We start from the raw sequence: 12,567 nt of genomic DNA on the forward strand, positions 1-12,567 counted from the left end.
GAGCTATGTTTATTATCCAGCAATCTTTCTAGCTCCCTTGTCACCCCTTCAGGTTTCTAGCATATAAAGCGTCAGGTGAGAATTTACGGCGGGATGAATTTCTTGAAACTGCACTACAGGGTTGTTTCTCATCTAACGTTTCTGAGCACAAAGTGCCATCCACCCTGGATTGTTATTTCCTTTTTGACTTGCATAATAACCAGGGACACGATGAATTTTAAACTCTTCTAGTTCAAATCCAGCGGACATAGCATATTTTTCAAAGTCTGCTAATTTTGAAGAAGCTAAATAGGGTTCTGAGTTAGCCCACACTTCAGTATCGCGAAAATAGCGAGTCATTAGATTGGGAGGAGATAAGAATAACTGACTCTCTAAGTGAACCATGATTCCCCCTGGTTTCAATAGACGATAACTTTCAGCAAATACTCGTTTTCTAGCACCACTGGGAATTTCATGTAGCAGAATGTGACTGACGACTAAATCGAAAGCATTATCCTCAAACTCGGTTTGTTCTGCATTTTGTTGAGAGAAATAAACTTCCTCGTCCAATGCTTTTGCCCTAGCATCGGCGTATCTTAATAAAGATGCTCCCAGATCGATTCCCCATACCTCGGCATTAGGAAATTCCGATGCATATGGTAAGGTGCTGTGTCCGACCGAACAGCCGAGATCGAGAATTTTTTGAGGGGTAAATTCTGGATAATATTTACGCAAAACATTATTAATTAACGTATAGCCCAATTCATCATTTAGACCGCCAAACCAACCTTGTCCGTAGAGAAAAACACCGTGGTCGTAAATAGCTCCCGTCCAAAAATCAGCTTCATCTCTATTTTGCAAGTAGCCACCAGGCATCCGATGAATCTCGACTTTTGATTGATAGCGAGGATAGTCAAATTCAGAATTTAGTTCTAATTTGCCTCGATCTGGAATTTTTTGATAAGACTCAAATTCACGATTGAGTCTGTCGTGATCGCTTTCGATCGCGCTTGCCACTCTTTCCCAAAGTCGATCTTGTAATTCACTACGACGCTGGTTGGCTGCTTGTATTTCTGGAGTTGCATCTAGTTCTTGGCGAATGTGACGATAGAGCGATTCTGAATTCTCACTCTCAGGATAATTAGCCGCTATTTTTTCCAGCTTATTTTTAAGAAGTAAAAAATACTCATGGCGAAAGTTTTTAGTTTCGCTGGCTAAAGCTAAATCGTCTTCAGGATTATGAGCTTGAGGAATTAAGGGGTGTTTAGTCTGAGAATAGAGAAAGACCATAATTTTACCCTAAGCATTTTTAACTCTATTAATACTTTAATACTAACTCTAATTGCTATAGACTCTAGAGCATTTCGTCGTTCATAAGCGATTCGAGTACTATTTATCTGCTATTCTTGGGCAAAATCATCTGAAATTATGGTTTGTCACCCTGAGATATGAATCAGCGAGTCATTTCTTTATTAGGATTAATAGTTTTTGTGGGAATCGGCTATTTATTTTCGGTCAATCGTAGGGCGATTCAATGGTCTACAGTGCTTTGGGGAATTGGGTTGCAATTAATTCTGGCGGTCTTTATTCTCAAAACTACCCTGGGGTTAACTATGTTTCAATTTTTGGGCGATCTTCTCAAACAGCTACTCGATTTTTCTGATGAGGGAGCAAAATTTGTCTTTCTTATTTATTTACCCAATTTAACCATGAAAGAGCTACGATTATCAGTACCTATGCCTTGTGTGGCTTTTCCAATCTGAGAGGACATCTGAAAAGTTATCTTTTTAACTTTCCATTTCTTGGTTTTGCCCCCCTAAACCCCCAAGTCTGGGGGGAAAATAAATCATAGTCCCTGCCCCCTCTAATCTCCCCCAAATTTGGGGGAGACCATTCGTTCCCTCCCCAGCATTGGGGAGGGGTAGGGAGGGGCGGGGGATTTAGGGGGCATTAGTGTAATAAATCAGACTTCTCAGACAACCTCTGAGTTCGATTGGCATTCAAATTGGAGGACTTAGTACGATCGCACCCCACCGACAAAGGTATTTTGCAGACTTAGGATTGAGAGCGATGATTGCTACTTTTTTTGCCTGTTTTCTAACAGCTTGTGTCACGGGAATATTGTTGTGAAGCCAGTAGGTGGATGTAATTAAATCTAAAACAACTACCAAAGACGACAGGTAAGAAATTTTAGAGTTTTTGATGTCTATCTACATCGGACTTATTATATTTAACTTATATTTAATCGTTGTTCTCAAGGAGCTAGAAAATCGCTCGCCAAAAAATTATTAGATTTACTTCGCTTCAAGTGGGATGAAAGAGCTAAAAGTCAACAGCAACCAGATGTGGAAACACCTAAACAATTCTCAGCTAATTCGTTATTTGCTGCTTTTTGCCCTTGCCTGGGCGATCGCGCAGATAATCGCCTACTTTGAAACTGTGTTGATAATTTTTGTTTTTGCGGCAATACTAGCATTTTTACTCGATTATCCAGTTACTTGGGTCTCTCGTTTTATGTCTCGATGGTTGGCGGTGGTTTTCGTATTTGTACTCGCGCTGCTAATTCTAGGTGGCTTAGCAGCAACCCTGGGATTAACGATTATTGCTCAACTACAGCAACTGCTCGAACAAGCCCCCGAACTATTAAATAGCGCGATCGCACCACTTAAAGATTTACCTTTCATTCAAAATCAGGATATTAACCTCGACTTGAAGGCGTTTGAAGCACAGTTACAACAAAGAGCACTCAGTTTAATAGGTACGGGATTGTCCACAATCCAAAATATCTTGTTTAGACTACTGGACTTAGTGCTAATAGCGGTCGTTGCCTTCTTCATGCTGCTAGATGGTAGACCATTGTGGAACTTTGTCTTGCGCTTCATTGCTCCTAATTTACGAGAAGATTTAACGATTGCCATTTCCAAAAACTTTCTCGGTTTTTTTTGGGGTAGATTGCTTCTGTCGATTTTTTTCGGCGTATCGACGTTTTTGGTACTTATTTTGCTGAATATTCCCTATGCTTTGGCTTTAGCCGCGATCGCTGGAGTGTTCGATTTGATTCCCGGCATTGGTGCGACTTTAGGCATTGGCTTAGTCTGTTTGATTATTTTGCCTCAAGAAATTTGGCTTAGTTTCAAAATATTGGTTAGCTGCATCTTACTTCAACAAGTTGAGGAAAATTTACTAATGCCGAGAATCATGCAAGGTTCCCTCAATCTAAATCCAGTGGTCATGTTTTTGGCTTTACTCATAGGTGCGAGAATTGCCGGACTAATTGGTATATTTCTGTCAATTCCGACCGCAGGAGTGTTAATTAGTCTCCTCGATCTCGAAGAAATGCGCGGTGAAAATGTCAAATAGCGATCGAATGCCATTCTCTACAGTACGCACCTGGAAAAGACGGTTCAAATATCTGGTAAGTTACTTTATAATCTATTAGCGTAGCTCTAAAAGCTACAAAAATATGGAAATAAGTGCGCTTAATAGCTTCAGGACTTACGCACTTCAGCACTCTAAACCTTGATTTACCGTTACTGACTTGCTGCTCAAACAACGAAATTTCATTCAACTGCGTAAGTCCTGAGCTTAAAAGGTACGGTAAAAAAAGTCAATCAAGGAGCAGTCAATACTGAAGTAACAATAGAAGTTTCTCCAGGAGTTGAAGTGGTTTCAATTATTACCAAATCCTCAGCAGAAAAGCTGGGATTGAGTGCAGGAAAGGAAGCTTATGCAGTAGTTAAGGCGACAGATGTTATGGTAGCTGTAGATTAGTTTATCTGTCTTCGGTTATTAGTCATTAGCAAGTACGACTAATAACTAACGACTAATAACTCTCATAACTAAAGTGGTAGAAAAAATTCGACAGTAGCTTATTTCAACGACTGAAGATACCAAAATTTTTATGTCTCTATCAAAATTAACCTCAAAGGATCTAAGTAAACGTACCATGGAAAAGTACGATCTTTTAATTTCCCCCATTTTTCCTTAAAAATTTCCACTTGTAAATCATAATCTTCAGAGTCTTTAGGGGGAGAATTAAGTTTGAGATAAGCGGTCATTCTATGCTGCGTTTCACTGGTTTCTGTTACCCAACACTTAAATGTATTTTCTGGTTCTAATTCGTCAGCAAAAGCGATATGATGGGCTCGAATTCCTATATGAGTTAAAGAGTCGGGAATAGTTTCTACAACTTTAAGAGTACAGTTCCAATCTAATGCTTTTACTTTTTGTGAACTAATTGCTCGAGCTTGAGAAAAGTTTTTACATTCGGTTATCTGGGCAACAGCTAACTTTCTCGGATGCTCGAATATATCTTCTTTTGACCCTTCCGCAATTATTTTTCCATCTTTTAAGATCAAAAGGTTATTACTCACTCGATAAGCTTCTTCTAATTTGTGAGTAATAAATAAAGTAGTTCCTTGATAAGACGTAAGAACTTTTTTTAGCAGTCTTTCAATTCGATTGCGTAGATAAGTATCGAGTGCTGAAAGAGGTTCATCTAATAGTAAGGCTTCTGGTTCGATCGCCAAAGCTCTTGCTAAGGCTACTCTTTGTTGTTGTCCTCCAGAAATTTGATGAGGATAGCGATTTTCTAATCCTTCCAACTCCATCATTTCAATGTATCTTCCTATTCGTGACAATCGTTCCTCTTTTGGCAGATTTTGCAAGGCAAAAGCGATATTTTGTGCCACGGTCATATGGGGAAATAAAGCATAGTTTTGAAATAAAAAACCTATACGACGTTTACGAGTAGGAAGATCGATTTTTTTGTGGGAACAAAACAACACTCGATCGTTTAAAACGATAAATCCTTTAGTAGGTTTTTCTAGTCCAGCAATGCAACGCAACGTCATACTTTTTCCCGAACCCGAAGCTCCTAAAAGTCCTAAAGTGTTTCCATTGGCAGTAAAATCTACTTTAAGTTTAAAGTTTTGAAAGTTTTTTTCAATATCTAAAGAAAGTTCTGGTTTTTTGCTATTTACTTGGTAGCTTGAAAGGAGATTATTTTCTTGAGATGAGGTGGCTTTATCAGCTAAGTCTAGATCTTTAAACTGACCCAAAATAACAAAATTGAAAAGTTTGGTGATGAGATTGCCGCTTTCAATGTTTCGATTTTTAGAAAGCTCTTGAGATTCATCCCAATAATTAATCGCTGCAATAACTCCGAGAGAAATAAAGATCGTAATTAATACCCAAATCAAGGCTCTACCCATATTACCGGCTTCGGCAGCAAAAAATATCGCGATCGGCATGGTTTGGGTTCTACCATGAATACTACCAGCTAACATCAAAGTAGCGCCAAATTCTCCCAAAGCTCTAGCAAAGGCTAAAATAGTTCCCGCCACGACTCCAGGCCAAGCTAAAGGTAGCACGATCGACCAAAAAATTTTTCCTTCAGATGCTCCTAAAGTGCGAGCGCAGTCAATAAAATCATTATCGATTTGTTTAAAAGCGCTCAACACGGTTTTATACATTAACGGGAAAGAAACTACCGTGGCAGCAATAACTGTAGCTGGCCAAGAAAAGATAACGGTGATTCCCAACTGATTTAATAATTTTCCCACGGGATTATTGATGCCAAATAGCAATAATAACAAAAACCCGACAACTGTGGGCGGTAAAACCAAAGGAAGGGTTAAAATTCCGTCAATTAAACCTTTGCCTTTACCTTTATATGCCTTCATTCGGCTGGCAGCGGCAATCCCTACAAAAAAGGTAAAAACGGTAGCAACCGAAGCCGTTTTTAGGGAAATCCATAAAGGAGATAAATCAAAGTCCATCGCTGATACCTCATCAAAAGAAGGCAAACATTTGGTCGATCTAGTTGTTAATTCTTACCTATTCACTATTTGAAACCCATACTCTCTAAAAATATCTGTCGCTCGATCGCTCGATAAAAATTTCACAAATTCTTTAGCCGCCTCTGGGTTATCGGTGCGTTTGATTGCCGCTACTGGATAAATAATCGGTTCGTGAGTATCATCTGGTGCAGTGGCTACTACCCTAATCCGATCTGTTATTTGGGCATCTGTACTATAAACAATCCCCGCATCTACATTGCCAGTTTCTACATAGGTTAGAACTTGGCGGACATCTTTAGCAAAGACGGTTTTCGGTTGAAGTTCGTCATAAAGATTCATCGAAGTCAGAACTTGTTTTGCATAGGATCCGGCAGGCACACTTTCTGGCTCACCGATTGAAAATCTTTCAATCTGTTGGTTTGTCAAGTCCTGAAAATTAGAGATATTAGGCGCATTCCCATTGTTGGGGACGATTAAAACCACTTGATTTTTTAAGAGATCTTCACGAGTACCTTGTAATAAAAGGTCTTTTCGCTCCAACTCGTTCATAAACTTTTGGTTGGCGGAAATGTAGACATCGACGGGGGCTCCTTGTTCGATTTGTTGGGCTAAAGCTCCTGAGCTACCGAAGTTATACTCGATTTCAGTGTTTGGGTTTTCTTCTTGGTAAAGTTGTCCGACAGCTTTCATGGCATCTTGCATACTCGCTGCTGCTGATATAGTTAATTGGACTGGTTGTGACTGACTCAGCAATGTAACGAAAGGAGCACTAGCTGCGACCAGATTACAGCCAATTACTACCAAAAAAGTCATCCACGCCCAAGCAAATAAAGAAAAAATACGTTTTTTGTTCACGATCGCTAAAAAACATTTCAACTAAGGATAAGCTGTCAATCAAGCAGCCAATAGGTTTACAGAGCGTTGTCTGTTCCTAGCTAGGGCATCTGTTTAGATTAGTAAGGATTTTTACCCTCAGAGAATCCTTGGGTTTAAGCAAAGAAGCGTTGATAAAATGAAAATAAATAAATTCAGTTTTTACCAACTTAGTTGGTATATTACAATAATGCCCAGAAAAAAACAAGGTTGGATTACCTTTCAGTCTTCTTCAGAAGAGCGGCAGCTCTTAGAAGCTTACTGCCAGCAAACTCAACGTTCTAAGACAGAGGTTTTGCGCGAACTCCTACGCAGTTTAGAAGTTACTTCGGAATCGGCAACCTCGCTCTCGAAACCAGAAGCTGAAATGAATACACCAGAGCCATTTCAAGTGAGTGCCCGGAATCTATTGAAGGGAAAAATTACTCGTCTTCACCCCAATGGCGTTAACACCGAAATTACTCTAGAAATTGCGCCTCAAGTAGAGTTAACCTCTGTAATTACCACTACCTCTGCTCGACGGCTCGATCTAGAAACGGGTAAGATTGTTTACGCCATGATTAAGTCCAGCAATGTCATGATTGCTGTCAGTGATTCTCTAGAGCCAGTAGCGGAAAGCTTACTGGCTTAATCTCTAAAATAATGCCCTACATCAAGCGATAAAATGGCAGTGCGCTCTTTGCAAATGTAGCGAACAGATATTGCTAACTAAACTGCCTAACAGATTTCTGTCAATCCCCATAATTTAGTAAAAATTAGATTTTTCAAGTAGAGTATATTTCTGTCATCACCGCGGTCGCATCATTAAAAAATAGCCTCTGAGTAAAAAATAAAATCTATATAGGACAAAGCTTTAAGGTACTCGTGTCAGGCAGTCAGTCATTTAACTATTGATTATTGCGATCGGGTAATGGTCTTCCTTTAGTTTCTGGTAAGCTCGGATAGGGTTTATAAGGCATGGGAATATACTGCACCGATGGTCTACCCCCCGAAGGTTGTGGATAGAGTTCCATCAGATTATAGATAAATTTAGGCATTCCTACAGTTACTGGCAAACCAATTTCGCTAGCTTCCTCTACAGTAATCGGGCAATCGTGAGTAATTTTACCCGTAGTTAGCAACTCGATAATTCTCTCGATGTTTTCGGGAGCGATCTTGGGTTGGGGAATCTCGTCTTTGAGCAGAGTACGTACGAAACGCTGTACTTGCGCGATCGCTTTTTTAGACAAATCCGCCATAATCAAGGTCTGATCGTCAATGTCGGCGATCGGTTTTTGTTCTACCACCTGCAAAATACTGGCTGCTGCCATGTTACCCAACTGGGGATCGACGGGTCCGAGTACGGCATTTTCATCCATGATAATTTCATCTGCTGCCAAAGCCAGCATCGTACCGCCACTCATCGCATAATGGGGTACGAAAACAGTCACCTTAGCAGAATGACGGATTAAAGCCCTAGCAATTTGTTCTGTAGCTAAAACCAAACCACCAGGAGTATGTAAGATCAAATCGATCGGAGTATTAGAAGGAGTAAGGCGTATCGCTCGTAAAACTTGTTCGGAATCTTCGATCGAAATGTAGCGCGAAAGGGGAATACCGAGCAAGCTAATTGATTCTTGACGATGAATCAGCAGAATAACCCGACTTTTTCGCTGTCTTTCTAGTTCTCTTATCGCCTGTATTCTTTGAGCTTCAATGCGGCGACGTTGCCAGACAGGTTGTAAAGAAGAAATGGCGAGAAAAATCCAGAAAAGATCGAAAAAATTAAAATTCATGTCGGTAACGAGGTCAATAATAAAAGTTAATTTGTTTATTGTTTCAGTTTTTAGGGAGCTAAAGATCTATCTGGAGTTGTTCGATAGCTCTTACACTGAGAATAGGCTCTCGGTACTGGGGTACGCTCTTTTGTTAGTTATTAACTATGAGCTAATAATTAAGTTATTTGCTGCAACTATCCCATGGCTAATATTTTACAGAAGATATACCAAAAGTTCGTCTACTATCAAGGAAACAAAATTGCCATAGTCAAACCGAAACATAAAAATAAGACTAATTACTACGGCAAGCAGCACTAGCCAAAACGCAGATACGATACCAGTTATTTTACCCGCCTGAAATTTTTGCCACCAATTCTGGGGACGAACGTCTCTCAACCAAAAAGTGGCGATCGCCGCTAGATTCAGACATACGATATTGGTTAGCACCAAAACTGAGGTTTCAAGAGCGGGTTGCCATAGTTGCGAACCAATTAGCATTCCCAAAGCTACTAAAGGAGGTAGTAATGCCACTGAAACCATAACTCCTACTACTGCGCTTTGTTCTCCAACCGTCAGAGAAATTGCTCCCGCTGCACCCGAAGCAAAAGCTAAAATAACGTCGGAAAAATCTACGCTGGTTCTAGTGGCAATTTCCTTCATCCCCAAATTAACCGGCACCATTATGCCTAAAGAAATCGACAGTAGTAAAGACAGGAAAATTTCTGTCAAACCTACTTTTATCGTTCTAATTGCTAGAGACAGATCTCCAAAAGTAGTAGCAACAGCCAATGCCATGTTGGGTTTGAGCAAAGGTGCGATTACCATTGCTCCGATAATTACCACTTCACTGCCTTCTACCAAACCAATTGCTGCGATCGCTGTAGCGAGAATAACTAAAGAAATTTCCGTGCTACAAAGGCGAATGCTTTTAGCAATCTGAGTATAAATTTCTTGTCGATGGATGAGTTTATCACTATCTTGGTGAGAAGGTTTGTAGGATTGTAAATTAGCTTGAGTTAGTACGGTTTCTACTGGCAAAATTAGCAGTTGAAAATCGTCGAGGTGGGCTAATTTTCGTTTGAGATCTTCAATTAACGATTCCACTCGCTCTTCATCGAGTAAGATTTTGACCGCAAGTTGCTGTTGCGATTTAAAGACAGTCTTGGTTTTTAGCCAAGGATACGATGATAGTAGTTGCTGTATATTTTCTTCTTCTGTTAGAGGTAAAAAAACTTCAATCAAGCGGAGGCTCATTAACTATTAACCAAATGGTACTAGAGGAATAAGTATAAATCAGGAAAATCTGGCAATCTAGCGATTGTCGTTCGTTGAGGGTCGATTGAGGTTTACCGTATTGCTGTAGTAATTTTAATTCAAAGGAAAAATAAACTGTTGGTCTAGCTTTAGTTTATTTTCTCTTATCAATTTGGTTAATAAAAAAGGTGAGTTATATCTCAATAACCCACCTCGTTGAGATTAACTCTTGAAAATTAACTAGCTAGCTTTATACCAACTAACGTCTTTGTCTTTAGTAGCCCAGAACATATCGTGAATTTTATGAACTGCTTCCATTAGTTCGCTAGCATGTTGAGAGCTTACTTCTACTTTGCAAGCAGAACAAAGTTTTGCTGCTTTCCAGAAAGTATCGTGAAGATCGGGATATTTTTCTAGATGTACCGGCTTGAAATAATCCGTCCACAGAATCAATAGCTCATCTTTAGTTATTTGAGCCTGTTCTTCCTTAATCGCAACAAAACGAGAAACAGTGTTCTGATAAGCTACTGTTGCCTGTTTATCGCTGGAATTAGGAATTTCTAGATCGAGAATTTTGTTGGTCATTGCCACAACTGCTTCAGCAGCAATGCGAGCCGAGGCAGGATCGTAAACACCACAAGGACCGTCGCAGTGAGCGTGAACCTCTGGTGCGGGGAATAAATTTTTAATTGTAGTAATGAATTGATTCAACATAATTTATCTTCAATCGTGTTTGTATGTTCGCACCGACCGCAATCGCAGTCAGCTATATAATAATTACGCTGGAAAAGATGGGTTCAATATTTCCAAAGGTATAAAATTATCATCTTATATCTTTGTTTTCTTTTCCTATTTAGAGCTTAGTGCGATCTAGGGTTGCTTTGCAAGAAGACATAAATTTAAAGCTAGCGCATCTATCTTTAATTGGAACTAGCAGAATTAGTACCAGCAGGAGTAACACTATCAATTACTGTTAAACTGCCATCTTCTCCTACCTGCCAGACATCATAGCTACCGACGACGTCACCATTTTCGTCAATATCGACGTTACCGCTGGCTCCCTGGTAGTTAATTTCTTCGCCATTACGAACCAACTCCAATGCTTCGCAGACATCGCTTACTTCGGTTCCAGGTGCATTGGCTACATCTAAAATATTGTTTTTAATTCCTTCTCCTGTATTTTCGTCGGCAGCTTCGGCAGCCAGCATCATCAATATGGCGGCATCCCAGTTATGAGGGACAAAAGCGGTTAATTCTTTGCCGGTTTCTTCCTGCCAGAGTTGGGAAAAAGATTCTAGGGCTTGACCGTCAGCTCCCGGCACCGTACCTAAAGCTCCACTGATAATCGATGTGCCCTCTTGTGTTTCACCTACCTGTCTGACAAAATCTTCAGAATATACCCCATCGGTTAGCAGAATCGTAACTCCATCTGTCAATCCCTGCTCGTAAGCCGATCTGAGTAATACGCTACCGGTTTCAGCGTAAAGCACGGCAGCTACCGCGTCTGGGTTGCCTTGGAAAGCAGCTTTAGCTTCGGTATCAAAAGTGGCAGCTTTGGCATCGTAGCGGACTGGTTCGGTTTTAGTGTTAACTTTGCCATTTGTATTTTCAAAGGCTTGCACGAACTGCCGCTCGAAACCTACCCCATAATCATTATTAATTACCACAGTAGAAACGTTTTCAAATCCCTGTTTCTCAGCTAGTGCAGCTAAAGCTTGAGCTTGATAGGTATCTGGGGGAGCCGTACGCGCCCAGTAACCGTTAAATTCGCCATTACTAGCGCGTTCGGTAAAGACGGGACTGGTGCTACCTGGAGAAACCATCATCACATTATTGCGTACTGCAATATCCACTACGGCACTGGAAACACTACTGGCAAATGCACCTATGACGCCATCGACATTATCCACTTCAGCTAATTGAGTCATTGCCGTACTACCTGCCGTAGGATCGGTTTGACTATCTTGAACGCTTACGCTTACGGGACTCTCATTAACTCCACCGCAGTCGTTTACGGTATCTACTGCTAGCTGAACGGCAGTAGGCCAATTTTGCCCAATGGAAGCTAAATCTCCAGTGGTCGGAGCTAAAACTCCTAGTTTTAGTCCATCTCCACTTGCGCCACCATTATCAGCCGTATTAACCTCTTGACAACCGACAATTAGAAAACTGCTAGCTACTACGGTCGAGACCGAGACGGTGAATTTACGCTTTTGGCGATCGCCATTAAAAAGTTTCATACTTTAAATCCTATTCAATTCAAAGATATTTTCATCGACTAATATAATGCTTTTAAAATACTGTTAGTAAATTAACTCTACAGGTTAATTTAAGTATTGCGTAGTAACCTGCGCACGCTAAAACTAACAGCACTAAATTTTTCTGTTTCTGTCTGGTACGGAGAAGGAGGGATTCGAACCCTCGATGAAGTTTACACCTCATAACTCCTTAGCAGGGAGCCGCTTTCAACCACTCAGCCACCTCTCCAAGGTTTCAATTCGGGTTATCATTATAGCAGATTTATCAAAACTGTAGAATAATAATTTGCTCAGCTCGGTTATGAATGATGGACGGGGAGAATAGATGTTTACCGAAGCAACCGGAAAACGCTGATTTCGTACCCGGCGATCGCTCTCGATTAATTAGCAAAGGGTAATCGAGCGAAAATTTTTTTCCACATTCGATACTGGGATTGCTATACTTATCGATTGACTCATAAATAATTCCATTACTCTTAAGAGCAACATTGGTAAAAGGCACTATTGCCAACATTATTTATAATGTCACAATAAAACTAGCAGCACTTACCAACGAAGATCGTCGATAACGCAGCGCTCATAGCTAAGGAGACTGCGGTGCAGCTGCTTTTTGGTCAGTAAAAAGCTCTTATATTGCTTTGAGTC

General features: G+C 40.4%; 11 protein-coding genes, 1 tRNA gene and 1 pseudogene. 5 read left to right on the forward strand and 8 right to left on the reverse strand.

What is annotated here, in order from left to right:
* Positions 1-132: 132 nt before the first annotated feature.
* Positions 133-1,269, reverse strand: a complete 1,137-nt coding sequence (locus ACLFKQ_RS06920; RefSeq protein WP_448999097.1) for a methyltransferase domain-containing protein — start codon at positions 1,267-1,269, stop codon at positions 133-135.
* 158 nt (positions 1,270-1,427) lie between these two features.
* On the opposite strand from ACLFKQ_RS06920, the pseudogene ACLFKQ_RS06925 reads away from it, so the two are divergent.
* From ACLFKQ_RS06925 to ACLFKQ_RS06940, 4 genes and pseudogenes are all read left to right on the forward strand, one after another.
* Positions 1,428-1,664, forward strand: a pseudogene (locus tag ACLFKQ_RS06925) (Na+ dependent nucleoside transporter N-terminal domain-containing protein); the annotation flags it as partial.
* 337 nt (positions 1,665-2,001) lie between these two features.
* Positions 2,002-2,109, forward strand: a complete 108-nt coding sequence (locus ACLFKQ_RS06930; RefSeq protein ID WP_448999470.1) for a hypothetical protein — start codon at positions 2,002-2,004, stop codon at positions 2,107-2,109.
* A 183-nt stretch (positions 2,110-2,292) separates the two neighbouring features.
* Positions 2,293-3,339: an AI-2E family transporter gene (locus ACLFKQ_RS06935; RefSeq protein ID WP_448999098.1), complete on the forward strand. Its 1,047-nt coding sequence runs from the start codon at positions 2,293-2,295 to the stop codon at positions 3,337-3,339.
* A gap of 219 nt (positions 3,340-3,558) precedes the next feature.
* Positions 3,559-3,750 (forward strand): TOBE domain-containing protein, encoded by a 192-nt coding sequence (locus ACLFKQ_RS06940; protein ID WP_448999471.1) that lies wholly within the window; start codon positions 3,559-3,561, stop codon positions 3,748-3,750.
* A gap of 128 nt (positions 3,751-3,878) precedes the next feature.
* On the opposite strand, the gene modB is transcribed toward ACLFKQ_RS06940, so the two are convergent.
* A complete protein-coding gene (modB, locus tag ACLFKQ_RS06945; RefSeq protein ID WP_448999099.1) occupies positions 3,879-5,759 on the reverse strand; it encodes a molybdate ABC transporter permease subunit in 1,881 nt (626 codons plus the stop codon).
* Positions 5,760-5,813: 54 nt separating this feature from the next.
* A complete protein-coding gene (gene modA / locus ACLFKQ_RS06950) occupies positions 5,814-6,635 on the reverse strand; it encodes a molybdate ABC transporter substrate-binding protein (RefSeq protein ID WP_448999100.1) in 822 nt (273 codons plus the stop codon).
* Between the two features lie 208 nt (positions 6,636-6,843).
* Here modA and ACLFKQ_RS06955 point away from each other — a divergent pair, with 208 nt between their 5' ends.
* Positions 6,844-7,284: a TOBE domain-containing protein gene (locus tag ACLFKQ_RS06955; protein ID WP_448999101.1), complete on the forward strand. Its 441-nt coding sequence runs from the start codon at positions 6,844-6,846 to the stop codon at positions 7,282-7,284.
* Between the two features lie 256 nt (positions 7,285-7,540).
* Here the strand turns inward: ACLFKQ_RS06955 and ACLFKQ_RS06960 are convergent, their stop codons facing one another.
* The 5 genes from ACLFKQ_RS06960 to ACLFKQ_RS06980 all read right to left on the reverse strand — a co-directional run bounded on the left by ACLFKQ_RS06960 (position 7,541) and on the right by ACLFKQ_RS06980 (position 12,151).
* Positions 7,541-8,428: an SDH family Clp fold serine proteinase gene (locus tag ACLFKQ_RS06960; protein ID WP_448999102.1), complete on the reverse strand. Its 888-nt coding sequence runs from the start codon at positions 8,426-8,428 to the stop codon at positions 7,541-7,543.
* Between the two features lie 195 nt (positions 8,429-8,623).
* On the reverse strand, positions 8,624-9,664 hold the full coding sequence (locus tag ACLFKQ_RS06965) for a TIGR00341 family protein (protein ID WP_448999103.1): 1,041 nt from the start codon (positions 9,662-9,664) through the stop codon (positions 8,624-8,626).
* A gap of 240 nt (positions 9,665-9,904) precedes the next feature.
* Positions 9,905-10,378 carry a superoxide dismutase, Ni gene (sodN, locus tag ACLFKQ_RS06970; RefSeq protein WP_448999104.1) on the reverse strand — a complete coding sequence of 158 codons (474 nt, stop codon included), beginning with the start codon at positions 10,376-10,378 and terminating at the stop codon, positions 9,905-9,907.
* A gap of 206 nt (positions 10,379-10,584) precedes the next feature.
* The gene (locus ACLFKQ_RS06975) at positions 10,585-11,904 is read right to left on the reverse strand and encodes an ABC transporter substrate-binding protein (protein ID WP_448999105.1); all 1,320 of its coding nucleotides are present in this window, start codon (positions 11,902-11,904) and stop codon (positions 10,585-10,587) included.
* 158 nt (positions 11,905-12,062) lie between these two features.
* Positions 12,063-12,151: transfer RNA gene (locus ACLFKQ_RS06980), tRNA-Ser, on the reverse strand.
* Positions 12,152-12,567: the final 416 nt, after the last annotated feature.

Source organism: Myxosarcina sp. GI1(2024) (assembly GCF_053543375.1).

Bases quoted from the DNA above. Each gene is read 5' to 3' on its own strand.
- ACLFKQ_RS06975 (WP_448999105.1), bottom strand. From the start codon at position 11,904: ATGAAACTTTTTAATGGCGATCGCCAAAAGCGTAAATTCACCGTCTCG.
- ACLFKQ_RS06960 (WP_448999102.1), bottom strand. From the start codon at position 8,428: ATGAATTTTAATTTTTTCGATCTTTTCTGGATTTTTCTCGCCATTTCT.
- ACLFKQ_RS06920 (WP_448999097.1), bottom strand. From the start codon at position 1,269: ATGGTCTTTCTCTATTCTCAGACTAAACACCCCTTAATTCCTCAAGCT.
- ACLFKQ_RS06955 (WP_448999101.1), top strand. From the start codon at position 6,844: ATGCCCAGAAAAAAACAAGGTTGGATTACCTTTCAGTCTTCTTCAGAA.
- ACLFKQ_RS06935 (WP_448999098.1), top strand. From the start codon at position 2,293: ATGAAAGAGCTAAAAGTCAACAGCAACCAGATGTGGAAACACCTAAAC.
- modB (WP_448999099.1), bottom strand. From the start codon at position 5,759: ATGGACTTTGATTTATCTCCTTTATGGATTTCCCTAAAAACGGCTTCG.
- sodN (WP_448999104.1), bottom strand. From the start codon at position 10,378: ATGTTGAATCAATTCATTACTACAATTAAAAATTTATTCCCCGCACCA.
- ACLFKQ_RS06965 (WP_448999103.1), bottom strand. From the start codon at position 9,664: ATGAGCCTCCGCTTGATTGAAGTTTTTTTACCTCTAACAGAAGAAGAA.